The organism is Modicisalibacter sp. 'Wilcox', assembly GCF_010993675.1.
Taxonomy (GTDB): Bacteria; Pseudomonadota; Gammaproteobacteria; order Pseudomonadales; family Halomonadaceae; genus Modicisalibacter; species Modicisalibacter tunisiensis.
The window spans coordinates 26,617-44,321 of record NZ_WNXF01000008.1 but is presented as its reverse complement, the minus strand read 5'-3'; the positions used below and the strand labels follow the sequence as shown (position 1 = coordinate 44,321).

The window sequence follows — 17,705 nt, the reverse complement described above, 5'->3', positions numbered from 1 at the left end:
CCGTCCCGGGAACTCGTCATGATCGATATCGGCCTGGCCGTCGCCGCAGCGCTGCTGGTGCTGTCAACCCTTATGCCCCTGCTGCCGCTGCGTGTCTGGTGGGTGCGCGGCTTCGACTTTCCCCGCCTGCAGCTGGCCGGACTGGCGCTGCTGACGGGCGTGCTGGCACTGCTCTGGGGCACCGGTGCCTGGCAGATCGGCGTGGTGATCGCCTGCCTGCTGGTCATGCTCGTGCAGCTCGCCCACGTGCTGCCCTGGACGCCGCTGTGGCGCAAGCAGGTCATCGATGCCGCCGACGACACGGAGCAGGCCCAGCTGACCCTGATGGTCGCCAATGTCCTGACCGACAACCGCAATGCGGACGACCTGATGCGTCAGATCCACGCCGAGCAACCGGATCTGGTGCTGACCCTGGAATCCGATGCCTGGTGGGGCGAGCAGCTGAGCCGCGCACTGGATGCAGGCTGGCCCCACAGCGTCAAGATCCCGCTGGACAACCTCTACGGCATGCACCTGTTTTGCCGACGGCCGCTGGAGGACGTCGAGGTCAAGTGGCTGATCCAGAGCGACATTCCCTCGATCCATGCCTGGCTGCCGATGCCCTGCGGCACCCGCCTGCGCCTGCATGCCGTGCATCCGCGCCCGCCGGCCCCCGGCGAGAGCGACGACTCCCTGTGGCGGGACGGCGAGCTGCTGCTGGTGGGCAAGGGCATTCACCAGCACGAGCAGCCCACCCTGCTGTTCGGGGATCTCAACGACGTGGCCTGGTCACGCACCACCCGGCGCTTCTGCCGCATCAGCGGCATGCTCGATCCGCGACGCGGACGCGGCATGTTCAGCACCTTCCACGCCAAGTACCCGCTGATGCGCTGGCCGCTCGATCACATCTTCGTCAGCGAGCATTTCACGCTGGCCGACATGCGCCGCCTGGCCCGGTTCGGCTCGGACCACTTCCCGATCATCGCCACCTTCCGCTATCGCCCCGCGCGTGCCGACGAGAACGACACGCCCGAGGCGGACCGGGAAGAACGTCAGGAGGCCAACGAGACCATCCACGAGGCCCGTCGCGAAGGCGACGGCGAGGCCTGAGGCCAGACCTCGCCGCCGCCCTTTCCCTCACTCGGGCACGCCGCCCCGGGTCAGGCGTGCCGGGTCGAGCAGCGTCTCGAGTTCATCGCGGGACAGGCCGGTTTCCTCCTCGGCAACGTCGATGATCGGCCGCCCGGCCTGATAGGCCTTCTTGGCCACCTGCGCCGCCGCGTCATAACCGATCACCGAGTTGAGCGCCGTCACCAGGATCGGGTTGCGGGACAGCGGCGCCTCGATGTTGTCGCGTCGCACATTGAAGGTGGCGATGGCCCGGTCGGCCAGCAGGCGGCTGACGTTGCCGAGCAGGGTGATCGACTCCAGCAGGTTGCGGGCGATCAGCGGCAGCATCACGTTGAGCTGGAAGTTGCCGCTCTGACCGGCCACGGCGATGGCGCCGTCGTTGCCGATCACCTGGGCGGCCACCTGGGCGGCGGATTCGGGAATCACCGGATTGACCTTGCCCGGCATGATCGAGCTGCCCGGCTGCAGGGCCTCCAGCTCGATCTCGCCGAGCCCCGCCAGCGGCCCGGAATTCATCCAGCGCAGGTCGTTGCTGATCTTCATCACTGCGCAGGCGTAGGTACGCAGATGCCCCGAGAGCTCCACCGCGGCGTCCTGCCCGCCCAGGCTGGCGAAGAAGCTGTCGTTGGGACGCAGCGGCAGGTGGGTCTCGGTCGCGAGCCGCTCGGCCACCTTCGCGGCGAACTCAGGGTGAGCGTTGACGCCGGTGCCCACGGCCGTGCCGCCCAGGGCTAGACGCGAGACGCGCCCGAGGCCGTCCTCCAGGCGCTCGATCGCCTGACCGACCTGGCTCGCCCAGCCGCCCAGTTCCTGACTCATGCGCACCGGCATGGCATCCATCAGGTGCGTGCGACCGGTCTTGACCACGTCGTCGAGCGCGTCGGCCTTGCGCTCGATGGTCGCCTTCAGATACGTCATGGCCGGCTGCAGGTGCTCCTTGACCATCAGCGCCGCCGCCAGATGAATCGCCGTCGGCACCACATCGTTGCTCGACTGGCCCATGTTGACGTGATCGTTGGGGCCGACCTCGAGATCGTCCCGCGAGGCGAGATGGGCGATCACCTCGTTGACGTTCATGTTCGACGAGGTGCCGGAGCCGGTCTGGAAGACGTCGATCGGAAACTGGTCGGCATGCTCACCGTCGATCAACGCCTGGGCGGCCGCGTCGATGGCCTCGGCGCGCGCGTCATCGAGCTGCCCCAGCTCCCGGTTGACGCGGGCGGCGGCCTGCTTGATGCGCGCCACGGCCCGGATGAAGGCCGCCGGCATCGGTTGGCCGCTGACCGGAAAGTTGTTCACGGCGCGCTGGGTCTGGGCGCCGTACAGGGCGCTGGCCGGCACTTCCAGCTCGCCCATGCTGTCGCGCTCGATGCGAGTCTCGCTCATGTCATCCTCCTGATTCATTGCCTGGCATCCTTGCTACAGTGTGGCGATATCCACGGGGTGGACGCCAATCATCCTCCCGAATCGGCAGGATAGCCCGGCGCCATGCCCCGGCCTTCAGGTCGCCATCCGGCCCGCTCATGCCGGGCGACGGCATCACGCACACACCCTACCCCAGGGAGCCCCACCATGTGGCACCAGCAGACCGTGACCCTGCCCGCCCACCCGCGCGGCTTTCACCGCATCACCGATGCCCTCGTCGAGGCCCTGCCCGAGATCGCCGAGCTGCGCGTCGGCCTGCTGCACCTGCAGCTGCTGCACACCTCCGCCTCGCTGACCCTCAACGAGAGCGCCGATCCGGACGTGCGTCATGACATGGCGCTGTTCGCCGACCGCCTGGCCCCGGCGAACCTTTCCGGCCTGCGGCACACGCTGGAAGGCGACGACGACATGCCCGCCCACGTACTGGCCAGCCTGTTCGGCACCCAGCTGACGCTGGCGATTCGCGACGGCCGGCCGGCACTGGGCACCTGGCAGGGAATCTGGCTCGGCGAACATCGCGAGCACGGCGGCGCGCGACGGGTACTGGCGACACTCAACGGCGAGTGAGTCTTACCAGTCGAGGGCCTGCTTGACAAAGGGGATGGTCAGCTTGCGCTGCGCGGACAGCGAGGCGCGGTCGAGCCGCTCGAGGGTGGCGAACAGCTCGTTCAGGTGGCGAGGGCCGCGGTGCAGGATGTAGCGCGCCACCTCGTCGGGCAACTGCATGCCCCGCCCCCGGGCGCGCAACTGCAGCGCCTCGAGGCGCTGGGTGTCGTCGAGCCGATGCAGATGAAAGGTCACGCCCCAGGTCAGGCGCGACGCCAGGTCGGGAAGTTGCACGGGCAACTGGCGCGGGGCCGCGGCGGCGCCGATGACCAGCCGCTTGCCGGCATCACGCAGGCGGTTGAAGGCGTGAAACAGCCCCTCTTCCCAGCGCTGGCGCCCGATGACGATGTCCAGATCATCGATCGCCAGCAGGTCGAGGCGCTCGATATCCTCGAGCATGTGGGGCGGAAAATGCCCCAGATCGTCAAGGGGCAGGTAGAGCGCGCGCTTGTCACGGGCGCCGGCCTCGTGGCAGGCCGCCTGCAGCAGGTGGCTGCGCCCCGAGCCCTCGCCGCCCCACAGGTAGATGAAGGCTTCCCCGTCGTCATCGAGCTGGGCACGCAATCGGCCCACAGGCGCCGCGTTGTCGCCCGGCAGGAAGTTGGCGAAGGTTGCATCGTCACGCAGCCCCACGCCCAGTGGCAGCTGCGCCGGCCCCGTGCTCATGCGTCGTCTCCGTTATCCGGCAGGTGTGCACCGGCGTCATATAACTGACTGTTTTTATAGCGTTCGTGCAGATGGCGCAATACTACCATGATCACCGCCGCCACCGGCAGGGCCAGCAGCACCCCGGTGAAACCGAACAGCTGCCCCCCCGCCATCACGGCGAAGATCACCGCCACCGGATGCAGGCCGATCTTGTCGCCGAGCAGCAGCGGCTGGAGCACGACGCCCTCGAGAATCTGGCCTACCGCGAAGATCGCCCCCACGCCCAGCAGGTGGACGAGATCCCCGTACTGGAAGAAGGCCACCAGTGCCGCCACGGCCAGCCCCACGATCACTCCCAGATAAGGGACGATGCTCGCCAGCCCGGCCAGCAGGCCGATCAGCACGCCGAACTGGATGCCCGCCAGCGTCAGCCCCACCGCGTAGACGATGCCGAGGCTCAGCATCACCAGCAGCTGGCCGCGCAGAAAGGCCGACAGTACCTCGTCGCACTCCAGGGCCAGCCGCGTCACCGTCGGCTCCAGCCGCCGCGGCAGCAGATCGCGCACCTGGGCCTTGATGCGGTCCCAGTCGAGCAGCAGGTAGAAGGTCACCACCGGAATCAGCGCCAGATTGGCGACCCACAGCGCCAGGGCCAGCCCCGAGCGGGACACCCGCGCCAGCAGGCCCGCGGCGAAGGTGCCGGTTTCCTTCCAGTTGGCCATCAGCGCCTGGCGCAGGGACTCGAAGTCGGTACTGAGGTCGATGCCCGAGACCTCGCGCACCCAGGGCAGCACGGTGCCCTGCACCCAGTTGAAGATCGCCGGCAGGGCGTCGATCAGCTGACCGAGCTGCCGGCCGAGCAGCGGTACCATCACCAGCACGGCCAGCCCCAGGGCCAGCGACAGCACCAGGAACACCACGCTCACCGCCAGCCGCCGCGACAGCCCGCGGGCTTCCAGCCAGTCGGTCAGCGGGTCGCCCAGGTAGGCAAGAATCATGCTGATGAAGAACGGCATCAGGATCGGCTCGAGCAGCACCAGCAGCCACAGCACGGCCGCCAGGCCCAGCAGTATCCAGATGTGTTGACGTGTCATGTCTCGTCCTTGCAAGCCGTTGACGGGAACCGCGCCTGCCGATGCACCCCGGCAGGCGCGATGCTACAATGCGCGCGCTTTCACCTCTAGGTCACTTCGACAGGACACGCCATGACCCGCAGCGACGCCGATCCATCACAGCCCCCCTCCCTGAGCTACAAGGACGCCGGCGTGGACATCGATGCCGGCAACGCCCTGGTGGAACGCATCAAGGGAGTCGCCAGGCGCACCCATCGCCCCGAGGTGATGGGCGGCCTGGGCGGCTTCGGCGCCCTGTGCGAGCTGCCCGCCGGCTACCGCCAGCCGGTGCTGGTCACCGGCACCGACGGCGTGGGCACCAAGCTGCGCCTGGCCATGGACCTGGGGCGTCACGACACCATCGGCATCGATCTGGTGGCGATGTGCGTCAACGACCTGGTGGTGGCCGGCGCCGAGCCGCTGCAGTTCCTCGACTACTATGCCACGGGCAAGCTGGATGTCGACATCGCCGCCGACGTGGTGAGCGGCATCGGCGAGGGCTGCTTGCAGGCCGGCTGCGCGCTGGTGGGCGGCGAGACCGCCGAGATGCCGGGCATGTACGAGGGCAGCGACTACGATCTGGCCGGCTTCTGCGTCGGCGTGGTCGAGAAGTCCGAGATCCTCGACGGCAGCCGGGTCGGCGAAGGCGACGTGTTGCTTGGCCTGGCCTCTTCCGGGCCACATTCCAACGGCTACTCGCTGATCCGCAAGATCCTCGAGGTCAGCGACGCCGACCTGCAGGCCGACCTCGACGGCCGGCCGCTGGGCGACGCCCTGCTCGCGCCGACGCGCATCTACGTCAAGCCGCTGCTGTCGCTGATCCGCGAAAGCGGCGTCGCCGTCCATGCCCTATCGCACATCACCGGCGGCGGCCTGCTCGAGAATTTGCCGCGGGTCCTGCCCGAGACCCTCGCCGCGCGTGTCGACGTCACCGCCTGGCAGCGTCCCGCGGTCTTCGACTGGCTGCAGGAAAAGGGCAACGTCGCCGCGCGCGAGATGTACCGCGTGCTCAACTGCGGCATCGGCATGGTCGTGGTGGTGCCGGCGGCCCAGGCCGAGGCGGCCCGCGCCCATCTGGAGGGCGCCGGCGAGCAGGTCGTCACCCTCGGCGAGATCGTCTCCCGCGAGGGCGACGAGGAACAGGTACGACTGGAGAATCTCGAGGCATGAGCGACGAGTCGACCACCGACACCCTCAACGACTTCACCGCCGAGACGGCCGAGCCACGCCGGGTGGTGGTGCTGATCTCGGGCAACGGCAGCAACCTGCAGGCGCTGATCGACGCCCAGTCCTACGGCGAACTGGGCGGCGAGATCGTCGCGGTCATCTCCAACAAGGCCGACGCCTACGGCCTCAAGCGCGCCCATGACGCCGGCATCGAGGCAGTCGCCCTGCCGCACCGCGAGTACGACAGCCGCGAGGCCTTCGACGGCGCGCTGATCAAGGTGATCGAGCGCCACGAGCCCGACCTGGTGGTGCTGGCCGGCTTCATGCGCATCCTCACCCCGATGTTCGTGCACCGCTTCCATGGCCGCCTGCTCAATATCCACCCCTCGCTGCTGCCCGCCTACCAGGGCCTGAACACCCACGCCCGGGCGCTCGCCGACGGCGTCGAGGAGCACGGCGTCAGCGTGCACTTCGTCACCGAGGAGCTCGACGGCGGCCCGGTGGTGATGCAGGCGGTGCTGAAGCTTCGTCCCGGCGACACCGAGGAGACGATCATCGAGCGCATCCACGCCCGCGAGCACCTGATCTACCCGATCGCCGTGCGCTGGTTTCTCGAGGGGCGCCTCCAGCTCGGTGCCGACGGGCCGACGCTCGACGGCGTGCCGCTGCCGCCGCAGGGCATGCGGCTCTCCCACGCGGACGCCGCCGAGGAACTGGACGAGGAGCGGTAAGCGGTAAGCGGTAAACGGTAAACGGTAAACCAGATAATCAAAAGTGAACCCCATCGGCCTTGCGGCGATGGGGTTCACTTTTTCTTACAGCTCCAGGCTTGTGGCTCCCGGCGAAGCCGGGTCAGGTCCGCGGCAGGGTCACGCCCCGCTGCCCCATGTACTTGCCGCCGCGGTCCTTGTAGGAGATCGCGCACTCCTCGTCGGATTCGAGGAACAGCATCTGCGCCACGCCCTCGTTGGCGTAGATCCGCGCCGGCAGGTTGGTGGTGTTGGAGAACTCGAGCGTCACATGGCCCTCCCACTCGGGCTCGAGCGGGGTGACGTTGACGATGATCCCGCAACGCGCGTAGGTCGACTTGCCCAGGCAGATGGTCAGCACGCTGCGTGGAATGCGAAAGTACTCGACGGTCCGCGCCAGCGCGAAGGAGTTGGGCGGAATCACGCAGACATCGCCCTTGATGTCGACGAAGCTCTTCTCGTCGAAGCCCTTGGGGTCCACCACCGCCGAATGAATGTTGGTGAACACCTTGAACTCGTCGGCGCAGCGCACATCGTACCCATAGCTGGACGTCCCGTAGGAGATCACCCGCTGGCCGTTGACATGGCGAACCTGGTCGAACTCGAACGGCTCGATCATGCCTTCCTGCTCGGCCATGCGGCGGATCCAGTTGTCGGATTTGATGCTCATCGGGAAGTCCTTGCACTCTTTCGGTCGCCGCGGCCTCACTCATCGAAGCCCGGGCGAAAAAACGGGGCCGTTATCATAACGGCCCCGTCGATGTGGCGAAAGCCACGGCGTCTCAGTCGCCGAAGGAAATGCTCGGCCCTTCCTCGGCCTGGCCGGCGATTCCCTCGACCACCGCCGTCGCCACCCGGCGGAAGGTGGCGGTCACCTCGCTGTCGGGCTCGGCCACCACGGTCGGACGACCGCCGTCGGCCTGTTCGCGGATACCCAGTGTCAGCGGCAGCTGCCCGAGCAGCCGGGTCTCGTACTGCTCGGCGATGCGCTCGCCGCCGCCGGTACCGAAGATCGGCTCGCTGTGACCGCAGTTCGAACAGACATGCAGGCTCATGTTCTCCACCACGCCGAGCACCGGCACGTTGACCTTGCGGAACATCTCGATGCCCTTGCGCGCGTCGAGCAGCGCGATGTCCTGGGGCGTGGTGACGATCACCGCCCCGTCCACCGGCACCTTCTGGGCCAGTGTCAGCTGGATGTCGCCGGTGCCCGGCGGCATGTCGATGAACAGGTAGTCGACATCATCCCATACGGTCTGGTTGAGCAGCTGCTGGAAGGCACCGGCGACCATGGGACCGCGCCAGACCATCGGCTCGGAGATATCCACCATCAGCGCCATCGACATGGCCTGAATGCCGTGGGCCATGATCGGCCTGAAACTGTTTTCACCGACCACCTCGGGGCGTGTGCCCGGTGCGATCCCCAGCATCTGCGCCTGGCTGGGACCGTAGATATCGGCATCCAGCAGGCCCACACGGTAGCCTTCGGCCGCCATGGCCAGCGCCAGGTTGGCAGTCACCGTGGACTTGCCGACCCCGCCCTTGCCGGAGGCTACGGCGACGATGTGCTTGACTCCCTCGATCACGGTTGACTCCTTGATTGGTTTGCCCGACGCCCTTCACGGGGCGTCGTGTGACGCCAGTATAACCCGCGACCGCGGGGCATAACCAAGCACGGTGCTCAACCATTCACGCCGGCGACTCGACCGTCAGCGACCAGGGATTGGCGGTCAACGGCTCGGCGCCCTCCGCCGTGATGCGTACCGTGTCGCTGCAGCCGATGCCCCACTGACCGGGCAGGCGCAGGCACAGCGGCAGGTGGAAGACCATGTCGGGCGCGAATTCCTGCTGCTGTCCACGCGCGATAAACCCCGAGCCCTCGACCCACGACGGCGGAAACTGCCCGCCGACGGTGTAGCCGAAGACCCCGGAAAAGTAGGCGGCCTCGCTCAGCGGCGCCAGGACCTGCTCCGCCGCCCGCGCGGCGCTGTCGAAGGTACGCCCCGGGCGCATCACCGACAGCAGGGTGTCATGGAGGCGTCGACAGGTATCGAAGACTTCCTGCATGCGCGCGCTGGGCCGCCCGGCGACCACGGTGCGCATCATGGGGGCGGTATAGCGGTTCCACGCCGAGCCGAACTCCATGAACACCGGCTCGTCGGCGGCGATGGGACGGCGGCGATGATTCAGATGGCCGACGCTGCTGCTCACTCCGCCGACCACGATCGGCTGCATGCTCATGAACTCGCTGCCGGCCTCGTGCAGGGCCTGTGCCCCCGCCGCGGCGATGTCGCTGTCGGTCGCCCCGGCCGCCACTGCATCGGCAGCTGCCGCGATCCCGGCCCCGGTGATCCGGGCACTGGCGGCGAGACAGTCGAGCTCGAGCGCGGACTTGACGATCTTCACCCCGGCCAGCAGCGAGCCGGCATCGACCAGCGCCATACCCGGCAAGCGTCTTGCCAGTTCCGTCGTCACGCCCTGGCGCAGGCCACCCTGCCAGGGATCGACACCCAGGCGCGCCACGCCCGCCAGGCGCTCGACCAGCGGCTCGATCACCTCGTCGAGGTTCTCCCAGCGATAACTGCAGATGTCATCGACGCGGGTCGTGGTCACGGCCGGGCCCACCTCGATCGACGGCACCTGCAGCGTCAGCCGCTCCGGCGTCACCAGCAGCGCCGCATGCACGGAGACCTCGAAGGTGCTGTAGCCCGTCAGGTAGAAGATGTCCGCCGGCGCGGTCAGCAGCACGGCCTCCAGCGCCGATGCCTGCATCGCCTCGCGGACGGCGCGCCGGCGATGCTCGAACTCCGTTTCGGGAAACACGCACTCGCTGCCGGCCAGCGGCTCGAGCTGGCGGCGATACGTCGAATGATCCATCGATATGACCCCATTGCGGCGATAGTGGCATTGGCGTCTTCACTCTAGTCATCCCGCCGCCTGTCTCGCCAACCTCGAAAGGGCCTCGCGCTGGCCACCTCCGGACGCAAGAAGGCCGGGGACATGCCCCGGCCTTTCAGGGAGGCCCTGCGGCCCCGGTTAATGCCCGATCAGGCAGTGGTGGTGGGCTCGCGAGTGTTGGAGGCCGACTCCTTGCCAGAGGCCGACTCCGAGGTGGCATCGCTACCGCCGGAAGCCTTGCTCGGCTCACCAGCCTTTTTCGGCTCATCGGCCTGTTGCGGCTCATCGGCCTTGTTCGACGCCTTGTCGGTCTTCTCCGACGCATCGGCCCTGTCCGCCTTGCTGCTCTGGTCCGGAGCCGACTGGTCCGCAGAGGCAGCGGCGTCATCCGCCTTCGCTGCCTTGCCGGCCTGCTGCTCGCCCGACGCACTGGACGCATCGGCAGCAGCCGTTCCGTTGCCGGTCTGGGCGTTCGTCTCGACGCTGGCCCCCAGCTTCTTGAGGGTCTCCTGCATCCCGGCGATGGCCGACAGCTCCTGCTGCACCTGCGTCAGGTGCGCCTTGAGCGCGGCAAGCCGCTGGGTACGAGTCTGCAGCTGATCGGTCACGTCCGCCAGGCGCTGCTCGGCAGTCTGCACCTGCTTGGTCAGCGTCTCGTGACGCTGGCGGGCCTGGGCCACCGCCTCACGCGCCTGGTCCAGGTTTTTCTTGGCCTGGGCCGTCTGGCCCTGGAGTTCGGCCAGCTCCGATTCACGCGAGGAGACCTGCTTGTCCAGCTGCTTCAGCCGCTCCTGGCTCGACTCGACCTTCTTCTGCAGGGTCGTGTGCTGCCCCTGGACTTCCGCGGTCTTTTCCTGAACCTGCTTGAGTTCGCCGTGTGCCTGGTCGAGGGTCTGCTGGGCGGACTTGACCTGGCCGTCGAGATCCTCGCGCTTGGCCTGGGTCTGCTCGATGCGCGCCTGAAGCGTCTGGATCTGCTGATTGCGGGTGTCGAGCTGGTCCTGACGCTCGCTCAGCTGCTGCTTGGCATCATTGATCTGCGACTGCAGGGCATCGAGCTGCGACTGCGCCTGATTGTTCTGCGTCTGCAGATCGTCGCGGGCCTGCTGGGCCTGCTCGACGCTGTCGTAGGCCTTCTCGAAGTCAGCGTTGCGCTGCTCCAGTGCCTGCTTGTCCTGCGTCAACTGATCGATACGCGTCTGCAGCTCGCTGCGCTTTTCTTCCCAGCTTGCCTGCTGGGAACTGGCACTGGAGGCGACGTAGACGGCAATGATCACCGCGACGACCGCGACGGCGGTGATCACCTGGACCCGGACGTCCTTGAACGGGCTGCGGGGCGACTGGTCCGGCTGATTCGAAGAGGGTTCTGCCATGGCTGTCTCCTGACGATCGAAACGGGCCCACCACCATGACCCGATGCCGCCCGCCGAGCAAGACGAAATCCATCACCGGCGTCCCGCCAGACCACGGATTCATAGTGAAAACCACTTCAAATCAATGAGTTGAATATTGTTTGCGACTTTTTGTCTAGCCCGAAAAACTCAGTGGTCGACCTTGCCGCGCAGCGCCTTGCGCTGCCCCTTGCGGGCCTTGGCGTCGAGCCGGCGTCGACGCGAGGCACGGGTGGGCCTGGTGGGAACGCGCTTCTTGGCAGGCTGGGCGACGCTGCGAATCAGTGCCTGCAGCCGCTGCCGGACATCCTCGCGGTTCTGCTCCTGGGTGCGGAAGCGCTGGCCCTTGATGATCAGCACCCCGTCACGGGTGATTCGCCGATCGCGCAGCGCCAGCAGACGCTCCTTGTAACTGTCCGGCAGCGACGAGGCGGCAATATCGAAGCGCAGATGCACCGCCGAGGCCACCTTGTTGACGTTCTGGCCGCCCGCCCCCTGGGCGCGGACCGCCTGCAGATCGATCTCGTCGTCGGGCAGGCTGACCTGCCGCGAAATGTACAGCATGTTGCAGGCCTCATGGATGATGGATGTCGGGAGAAGACCGGCGAAGGCGCCGGTCAGCCCTCGGCCGGCACGTCGCGCGGCAGCAGCGGCTCGCCCTCGAAGACGACGCCGGCCCAGCCGACGCGCCGGAACTCGCGGATATTGCGATGGCCGCTGCCCTGCGGGTCGCCCAGCACCTCATCGCGGTAGACCTCGCCGAAGCAGTGCAGGGTCTGCTCGACATCGAGACCATGACGTCGCGCGAAGGCCAGCACCCGGCAGGAGCCGGCATTCTCGCCGGGGCGATTGCGCACCGCGCCATTGCGGAACCCCACCGGCGTGACCTGGTAGTAGCGGTCGATCACCGCCAGCGTATCGCGGAAGGCCAGCCGCTCGGGCCGATGGCGAAGGGTGTCGAGGAAGTCGTCCAGGGTCATGGCGCAATCCGGTCAGTAACGTGAACCCCACTACTCTACGCAAGCCCGGCGACGCTCACCACCGCATCCGGACGGGGCCGCAGCCGCCGGGACGGGGCTTGGTGAAGGTACAGGCTATGACGGATACTGTCGGCACGCGACACGCCGACGCCCTAACGACGACCGCCTGCCGGAGCCGCCATGCCACCTCTGGTCCTCATCCCTCGCCTCTGGCACTTCTCGACCCGGGTCCTGAAGGCCTTCTTCGCCAATCGCGGCATCCTGCTCGCCGGGGGCGTCGGCTACAACGTGCTGCTCTCGACGATTCCGCTGTTCGCCCTGCTGTGCGTGCTGCTGACCCATGTGGTCAGCGAACAGCGGCTGCTGGGCATCATCGCCATCCAGGCTCAGCATCTGGCCCCCACCCACGCCGACGTGATCCTCGACTCGGTGCGCACCCTGGTGGATTCCCGGGATGTGGTCGGCCTGGTCGGCACCCTGGTGCTGCTGTTCTTCAGCTCGTTCGCCTTCCGCATGCTCGAGGACTCGATCGCCCTGATCTTTCACCAGCCCGACAACCCGCGCAAGCGGCGCTTCTGGGTCTCGGCGCTGCTGCCCTACGCCTTCATGCTGGTACTGGGCGCCGGCCTGCTGGCGCTGACCCTGCTGGTCGCCATGGGTGATGCCGTCAATCAGCTGCTGGTGCTGCTGCTGGACGTGGAGCTGCCGGCGGCGCTGTTCGCCAAGGTGACGCTGAACCTGCTGAGCTTCGTCGGCATGTTCGGCCTGTTCAGTGCCATCTACAAGGTCATGCCGGTGGTGCGCATCGCCATGCAGCGCGCACTGATCGGCGGCTTCGTCGCGGCCCTGCTCTGGGAGCTGGTGCGCCTGGGGCTGGGCTATTACTTCGCCAACCTCTCCTATGTCAATGCCGTCTACGGCTCGCTGGCCACCCTGATCGTGGTGCTGCTGGGCCTGGAGATCGGTGCCATCATCCTGCTGCTGGGCGCCCAGGTGATCGCCGAGCTGGAACGCAGCGCCCGGGCCGGGCGGCACTGGTACCAGTCCCCCTGAGTCGGCCTAGAGTACGGTGATGCCCTGCTCCCGCTGCACCCTCACCTTGGCGTGGATGAAGTCGCTGTGGCGCACGAACAGCAGGTCGGCGAGCTTGCGGATGCGGTGCTCCTCGTGCGCGTCCAGCGACGCATCGGCATAGGCCAGCCGCCACATCAGCTCGACCAGCTCGACCTTGTCCGCGTAGCCGTAGTGCGCGTTGACCAGATGCACGAACTGAAAGTGATCCACGGCCTGCTCGGCCTCGGCACGGGCCAGCGTCATCAGCTCGTCGACCGCCTCGTCGGTCAGGGCGAAACGTGCCTTGAGCATGCCGTGCAGGGCCTCGAGCTCGCTGACGTCGTCGTGATGGTCGGCCCGCACGATCTCGCACAGCAGGGCCGCCGTGGCCAGCTCCAGCGTCAGCCGATGGCGGCGCGAATCGCTCCCCTCGGGCACGGCCAGGGCACGCTGGAAGAACTGTTGAATCGCCTCGAGCATGATGGGCCTCCGGGTGGCAGATGAGTCGTCACGTCTGTGATTTATGACCCGCATCCCGGCGAGAGGTTGCACGGCAACCGGCCCCGGGTTCGGCAAGCGCGTCGCCGTTGCGGTATCGTCGGACGCTGATATCCCAGCCCCTGCCTCGAGGCCCGGCATGACCGATCTGATGCAAACGCCCGTCACGTTGTCGCTGCTGCTGATCAACGTGGTCTTCAGCCTCTACGTCCTGCAGCGCCGGCCGGCCTGGCTGGTCGCCCTGGCCCTGCGCCCGACGCGCATCCTGCATCACCACGAATACTACCGCCTGCTCACGGCCGGCTTCCTGCACGCCAACGGGGCGCACCTGCTGATCAACATGCTCACGCTGTATTTCTTCGGGCCCGTTCTGGAGCGCTACCTGGGCCCGCTGCGCTATCTGATCCTCTACCTCGGCGCCGACGCCGCCGCGCAGGGGCTGACGCTGCTGCTCCAGCGCGCCAACCCGCACTACATGGCGGTGGGCGCCTCCGGCGCGATTACCGGGCTGGTCTTCGCCTTCTGCCTGTACGCGCCGTTCCAGCCGCTGTACCTGTTCTTCGCCATTCCGATACCCGCCCTGCTGTTCGCGATCGGCTTCGTGGCGCTGTCGATGTACGCCATGCGCCAGCGCCAGCCAGGCCGGCAGGGCGGCCTGGCCCACGAGGCTCACCTGGGCGGCGCCCTGGGCGGCATCGTGATCACCCTGCTCATCGACCCCACGGCATGGGGGCGATTCCTGCAGCAACTGGGCAGCTGAACGTCAGCAATCATCGACCGGCCAGGAAAGTGCTAAATATTCTGTGGGCCTGGCCGATAGCTCGCCAAGGCGTGTAAGCGATCTCCTACACGATCTCGCCCACGCTCTTTCCGTCGCCACAACATCAAGAATGCCATGCCTCGTTTTCTCGCCTCGTTGCGCTATCGCTTCTTCCTGGCCCTGGGCACCACCCTGCTCATGGCCCTGGCGGCCCTGGCCCTGATCGCGAAGCTGCTGGTCCTGCCGGCCCTGCTCAAGGACGAGCGCCTCTATGCCAGCCAGGAGCTGGACCGGATACAAAGGGCCATCGACAATGAACTGGGCCACCTGAGCCTGCTCAACAAGGACTGGGCGGTCTGGGACGACAGCTACGCCTTCCTGCGCGGGCGCTATCCCGACTACCCCAGCAGCAACCTGACCAACGGGCAGCTCTTCGACGATGCCAACCTGCGCCTGGTCGTGTTCCTGGACACTGCCTACCGGCCGTACCGCGTGGCCGGGATCGACCCCGACACCGGCGACTACACGATCTGCACGGCACCCACCGGCGCCTGCCGCTGGGCCGCGCCGCTGGTTGCCTCGATGCAGCGCCATGTCGCCCGGGAGCGCGCCCACACCCGCCATACCTGGCTGCATGCCTGGCCCACGCTGAGCATGGTCAGCGCCTGGCCGGTGCTGAAGAGCGACGGCAGCGGGCCGCCGGCAGGCTGGCTGGCCATGGCGCGCGGCATGAACGCCACCTGGCTCGTTCGCCTGAAAGCCAGCACGGGGATCGCCTTCACGGCGACGCCGGCCAGTGACGCCGCGGATGCCGACCCGCCGCTGCTGGTGCGACGGAGTGACGATGACATGCTCGCCACCCGCCGCCTCGCCGCCTCGCCGGCCGGACATGCCATCCAGCTGCAGGCCACCCTGCCCCGGGACGCCTTCCAGACATCCCTCGGCACCTTCCGCTTCGCCCTCTACTGGACCCTGGCGCTGGTCGTGCTCGTGGTGCTGGTGGTGCTGTTGCTGCTCGAGATGATCGTGCTGCGGCCATTGCGCCAGCTGGCGCGACTCACCGACCGGGTACGCTTCGAGGAGGACACCCGGGTGCCGGCCCCCCTGACTCGTCGTCAGGACGAGATCGGCCGGCTCGCCCAGGCCTTCAACCACCTGCTGGCCTTTCAGCGTCGCCGCACGCACTCGCTGGTCCAGCTCTCGCAGCATGACCCGTTGACCGGGCTGGCCAACCGACGGCTGTTCGACCGGCGCCTGGCCCGGGCACTCGACGAAGCCCGCCACGAGGCTCGGCCGGTCGCCATGCTGATGATCGACATCGACCACTTCAAGGCCTACAACGATCACTACGGCCATCCCGCCGGCGATGTCTGCCTCAAGCGGGTCGCCCAGGCCATGCAGGCCAGCCTGGCCGCTCCCGGCTACCTGCTGGCCCGTACCGGCGGCGAGGAATTCTCGGTCCTGATGCCCGACACGGGCCCGGCCGCCGCTCGAGAACAGGCCGAGACGGTTCGCGCCGCCGTCGAGGCGCTGGGCATCGAGCACGGTACCGCCCCGCAAGGGGACGTGGTCACCATCAGCGTCGGCCTGGCCGTATCGACCCGGCTCGATACCCCGACCCCCGGAGCCCTGGGGGCCGCGGCCGATGCCGCGCTCTACACCGCCAAGAAGGCGGGACGCAACCGCATCGCGGCCGGCCCGGTGCCGGCCTAACCGAGCGCCCGTCCGTGCCAGTGGAGCCATCGGGGCAGGCCTGATACCCTGCCCGCCCCGACGTCACCGACCACTCACGCATCACCGCCACGCCCATGCGCTATCGGATCAAGCTGTTTCCGGAAATCACCATCAAGTCCCGCGCGGTGCGCCAGGAAATGGTCCGCTGCCTGCGCACCAACATCCGCAACGCCTTCGCCCGGCAGAGGCTCGAGGTCCGCGTCGCCGACTGCTGGGATGCCCTCGAGGTCCGCCCGCGTCGTGAAGCCGATGCGGCCGCGCTGGCGCAACTCGAGGAGGGACTGACGCGGATTCCCGGCATCCACGAAGTCCAGGCCGTGGAGACGCATGCCTTCACCACCTTCGCGGCCGCCGCCGAGCAGGTGGTGCCGTACTGGCGAAGCGCCATCGCCGGCCGCCGCTTCCGGGTCAGCGTCAAGCGGCGCGGCCGCCATGCCTTCACCTCCGAGGCGCTCGAACGCTACCTGGGCGGCGAGCTGCTGGCCGCCGCCGAGGACGCCCGCGTGGACCTGAAGCACCCCGAGGTCGACGTTCGCCTCGAGCTGATCGACGACACCCTGCGCCTGGTCAGCCGCCGCCACCCGGGGCTGGGCGGCTACCCGCTGGGCACCCAGGGCCAGGCGCTGGCCCTGATCTCCGGCGGCTACGACTCCCCGGTGGCCGCCTGGCACCTGCTGCGCCGCGGCCTCAAGATTCACTACCTGTTCTTCAGCCTCGGCGGGCCGGCCCATGAAGCCGCGGTCCGCGAGGTGGTGCATCACGTCTGGTCGCGCTACGGCGTCTCGCATCGCGTCAACTTCGTCAGCGTGCCCTTCGAGGGTGTGGTCGACGAGATCCAGCGCCGGGTGCCGGCCGGGCTGGCCGGCGTGGTGCTCAAGCGCATGATGCTGCGCGCCGCCAACCGGGTCGCCCGCCGTGCCCGCATTCCGGCATTGATCACCGGCGACGCCCTGGCCCAGGTATCCAGCCAGAGCCTGGTCAACCTGGGACTGATCGATGCCGTCAGCGAACGCCCGGTGCTGCGCCCGCTGATCGCCAGCGACAAGCAGACGATCATCGGCGACGCTCGCCACATCGGCACGGCGGCGCATGCCGCCGCGCTGCCGGAATACTGCGGCACCATCGCCCGGCGCCCGCACGTCAAGCCCCGGCCGGCGCAGATCACCGAGGCCGAGGCCGCCTTCGACGACGCCGTGCTCGACAGCGCCATCGCCGCGTCCACCCTGACGCCCGTGGACCGCCTGCTCGACACCGCGCCCGCCCTGCCCGACATCCCGACCGTCGACTCCCGCGAGGCGCTCGCCGCCCTGCCCGAGGCCACGGTGATCGACATCCGTCATCCCGACGAGCGCGAGGCCGCGCCACTCGTGCTGCCCCACGGCGAGGTGCTGGCGATCCCCTTCTTCGAGCTGGCCGACCGAGCCCCCGCGCTGCGCGGCGGCCGCCGCTACCTGCTGTATTGCGCCCGGGGCGTGATGAGCCGCATGCAGGCCATGCACCTGGCCGATCGCGGACTGACCGGGTTCGGCGTCTATCGACCCGAGTAAGCCGGCCGCCACGGATGCAGCCGTGCG

Annotated in this window: 18 protein-coding genes; 8 read left to right on the top strand and 10 right to left on the bottom strand. The window is 68.1% G+C overall.

Translation table 11 applies throughout. The features are described from left to right. Positions 1-18: 18 nt before the first annotated feature. On the top strand, positions 19-1,089 hold the full coding sequence (locus G7A98_RS09080; protein ID WP_163649351.1) for an endonuclease/exonuclease/phosphatase family protein: 1,071 nt from the start codon (positions 19-21) through the stop codon (positions 1,087-1,089). A gap of 27 nt (positions 1,090-1,116) precedes the next feature. Here G7A98_RS09080 and G7A98_RS09075 read toward each other — a convergent pair whose 3' ends face one another. After that, a complete protein-coding gene (locus G7A98_RS09075; protein ID WP_163649350.1) occupies positions 1,117-2,496 on the bottom strand; it encodes a class II fumarate hydratase in 1,380 nt (459 codons plus the stop codon). 186 nt (positions 2,497-2,682) lie between these two features. Between G7A98_RS09075 and G7A98_RS09070 the strand changes: the two genes are divergently transcribed. Next, a complete protein-coding gene (locus tag G7A98_RS09070; protein ID WP_163649349.1) occupies positions 2,683-3,102 on the top strand; it encodes a secondary thiamine-phosphate synthase enzyme YjbQ in 420 nt (139 codons plus the stop codon). Between the two features lie 3 nt (positions 3,103-3,105). Here G7A98_RS09070 and hda read toward each other — a convergent pair whose 3' ends face one another. Next, positions 3,106-3,807, bottom strand: a complete 702-nt coding sequence (gene hda / locus G7A98_RS09065) for a DnaA regulatory inactivator Hda (protein WP_163649348.1) — start codon at positions 3,805-3,807, stop codon at positions 3,106-3,108. Continuing rightward, positions 3,804-4,883: an AI-2E family transporter gene (locus G7A98_RS09060; RefSeq protein WP_163649347.1), complete on the bottom strand. Its 1,080-nt coding sequence runs from the start codon at positions 4,881-4,883 to the stop codon at positions 3,804-3,806. Before G7A98_RS09060 ends, hda begins: the two co-directional genes overlap by 4 nt. Positions 4,884-4,994: 111 nt before the next feature. Here G7A98_RS09060 and purM point away from each other — a divergent pair, with 111 nt between their 5' ends. Beyond that, the gene (gene purM / locus G7A98_RS09055; RefSeq protein WP_163649346.1) at positions 4,995-6,071 is read left to right on the top strand and encodes a phosphoribosylformylglycinamidine cyclo-ligase; all 1,077 of its coding nucleotides are present in this window, start codon (positions 4,995-4,997) and stop codon (positions 6,069-6,071) included. After that, positions 6,068-6,799, top strand: a complete 732-nt coding sequence (gene purN, locus G7A98_RS09050; protein ID WP_163649345.1) for a phosphoribosylglycinamide formyltransferase — start codon at positions 6,068-6,070, stop codon at positions 6,797-6,799. The genes purM and purN overlap by 4 nt, the downstream gene beginning before the upstream one ends. Before the next feature lie 121 nt (positions 6,800-6,920). Here purN and dcd read toward each other — a convergent pair whose 3' ends face one another. From dcd to G7A98_RS09020, 6 genes are all read right to left on the bottom strand, one after another. Continuing rightward, complete coding sequence (gene dcd, locus G7A98_RS09045) at positions 6,921-7,487, bottom strand: dCTP deaminase (RefSeq protein WP_163649344.1); 567 nt, start codon at positions 7,485-7,487, stop codon at positions 6,921-6,923. Positions 7,488-7,599: 112 nt separating this feature from the next. Next, positions 7,600-8,418 carry an iron-sulfur cluster carrier protein ApbC gene (gene apbC, locus G7A98_RS09040; RefSeq protein WP_163649459.1) on the bottom strand — a complete coding sequence of 273 codons (819 nt, stop codon included), beginning with the start codon at positions 8,416-8,418 and terminating at the stop codon, positions 7,600-7,602. 88 nt (positions 8,419-8,506) lie between these two features. Next, positions 8,507-9,694, bottom strand: coding sequence for a Xaa-Pro peptidase family protein (locus G7A98_RS09035; RefSeq protein WP_163649343.1), 1,188 nt, complete (start codon positions 9,692-9,694; stop codon positions 8,507-8,509). Between the two features lie 170 nt (positions 9,695-9,864). Beyond that, entirely contained in the window at positions 9,865-11,088 is a 1,224-nt protein-coding gene (locus G7A98_RS09030; RefSeq protein ID WP_163649342.1) for a hypothetical protein, read from the bottom strand. A gap of 168 nt (positions 11,089-11,256) precedes the next feature. Further along, positions 11,257-11,670: an alternative ribosome rescue aminoacyl-tRNA hydrolase ArfB gene (gene arfB, locus G7A98_RS09025; RefSeq protein WP_163649341.1), complete on the bottom strand. Its 414-nt coding sequence runs from the start codon at positions 11,668-11,670 to the stop codon at positions 11,257-11,259. Positions 11,671-11,723: 53 nt separating this feature from the next. Then, positions 11,724-12,086, bottom strand: coding sequence for a HopJ type III effector protein (locus G7A98_RS09020; protein WP_163649340.1), 363 nt, complete (start codon positions 12,084-12,086; stop codon positions 11,724-11,726). A gap of 180 nt (positions 12,087-12,266) precedes the next feature. On the opposite strand from G7A98_RS09020, the gene G7A98_RS09015 reads away from it, so the two are divergent. Beyond that, on the top strand, positions 12,267-13,139 hold the full coding sequence (locus tag G7A98_RS09015) for a YihY/virulence factor BrkB family protein (protein WP_163649339.1): 873 nt from the start codon (positions 12,267-12,269) through the stop codon (positions 13,137-13,139). A gap of 6 nt (positions 13,140-13,145) precedes the next feature. Here G7A98_RS09015 and G7A98_RS09010 read toward each other — a convergent pair whose 3' ends face one another. Then, a complete protein-coding gene (locus G7A98_RS09010) occupies positions 13,146-13,619 on the bottom strand; it encodes a TerB family tellurite resistance protein (protein WP_163649338.1) in 474 nt (157 codons plus the stop codon). 157 nt (positions 13,620-13,776) lie between these two features. Here G7A98_RS09010 and G7A98_RS09005 point away from each other — a divergent pair, with 157 nt between their 5' ends. The 3 genes from G7A98_RS09005 (at position 13,777) to thiI (ending at position 17,678) form a co-directional block, all read left to right on the top strand. Then, positions 13,777-14,397 carry a rhomboid family intramembrane serine protease gene (locus tag G7A98_RS09005; protein WP_163649337.1) on the top strand — a complete coding sequence of 207 codons (621 nt, stop codon included), beginning with the start codon at positions 13,777-13,779 and terminating at the stop codon, positions 14,395-14,397. A 135-nt stretch (positions 14,398-14,532) separates the two neighbouring features. Continuing rightward, positions 14,533-16,110, top strand: coding sequence for a diguanylate cyclase (locus tag G7A98_RS09000; RefSeq protein WP_163649336.1), 1,578 nt, complete (start codon positions 14,533-14,535; stop codon positions 16,108-16,110). A 95-nt stretch (positions 16,111-16,205) separates the two neighbouring features. Further along, positions 16,206-17,678, top strand: coding sequence for a tRNA uracil 4-sulfurtransferase ThiI (gene thiI / locus G7A98_RS08995; protein ID WP_163649335.1), 1,473 nt, complete (start codon positions 16,206-16,208; stop codon positions 17,676-17,678). Positions 17,679-17,705: the final 27 nt, after the last annotated feature.

Bases quoted from the DNA above. Each gene is read 5' to 3' on its own strand.
- G7A98_RS09080 (WP_163649351.1), top strand. From the start codon at position 19: ATGATCGATATCGGCCTGGCCGTCGCCGCAGCGCTGCTGGTGCTGTCA.
- G7A98_RS09075 (WP_163649350.1), bottom strand. From the start codon at position 2,496: ATGAGCGAGACTCGCATCGAGCGCGACAGCATGGGCGAGCTGGAAGTG.
- G7A98_RS09070 (WP_163649349.1), top strand. From the start codon at position 2,683: ATGTGGCACCAGCAGACCGTGACCCTGCCCGCCCACCCGCGCGGCTTT.
- hda (WP_163649348.1), bottom strand. From the start codon at position 3,807: ATGAGCACGGGGCCGGCGCAGCTGCCACTGGGCGTGGGGCTGCGTGAC.
- G7A98_RS09060 (WP_163649347.1), bottom strand. From the start codon at position 4,883: ATGACACGTCAACACATCTGGATACTGCTGGGCCTGGCGGCCGTGCTG.
- purM (WP_163649346.1), top strand. From the start codon at position 4,995: ATGACCCGCAGCGACGCCGATCCATCACAGCCCCCCTCCCTGAGCTAC.
- purN (WP_163649345.1), top strand. From the start codon at position 6,068: ATGAGCGACGAGTCGACCACCGACACCCTCAACGACTTCACCGCCGAG.
- dcd (WP_163649344.1), bottom strand. From the start codon at position 7,487: ATGAGCATCAAATCCGACAACTGGATCCGCCGCATGGCCGAGCAGGAA.
- G7A98_RS09035 (WP_163649343.1), bottom strand. From the start codon at position 9,694: ATGGATCATTCGACGTATCGCCGCCAGCTCGAGCCGCTGGCCGGCAGC.
- G7A98_RS09030 (WP_163649342.1), bottom strand. From the start codon at position 11,088: ATGGCAGAACCCTCTTCGAATCAGCCGGACCAGTCGCCCCGCAGCCCG.
- arfB (WP_163649341.1), bottom strand. From the start codon at position 11,670: ATGCTGTACATTTCGCGGCAGGTCAGCCTGCCCGACGACGAGATCGAT.
- G7A98_RS09020 (WP_163649340.1), bottom strand. From the start codon at position 12,086: ATGACCCTGGACGACTTCCTCGACACCCTTCGCCATCGGCCCGAGCGG.
- G7A98_RS09015 (WP_163649339.1), top strand. From the start codon at position 12,267: ATGCCACCTCTGGTCCTCATCCCTCGCCTCTGGCACTTCTCGACCCGG.
- G7A98_RS09010 (WP_163649338.1), bottom strand. From the start codon at position 13,619: ATGCTCGAGGCGATTCAACAGTTCTTCCAGCGTGCCCTGGCCGTGCCC.
- G7A98_RS09005 (WP_163649337.1), top strand. From the start codon at position 13,777: ATGACCGATCTGATGCAAACGCCCGTCACGTTGTCGCTGCTGCTGATC.
- G7A98_RS09000 (WP_163649336.1), top strand. From the start codon at position 14,533: ATGCCTCGTTTTCTCGCCTCGTTGCGCTATCGCTTCTTCCTGGCCCTG.
- thiI (WP_163649335.1), top strand. From the start codon at position 16,206: ATGCGCTATCGGATCAAGCTGTTTCCGGAAATCACCATCAAGTCCCGC.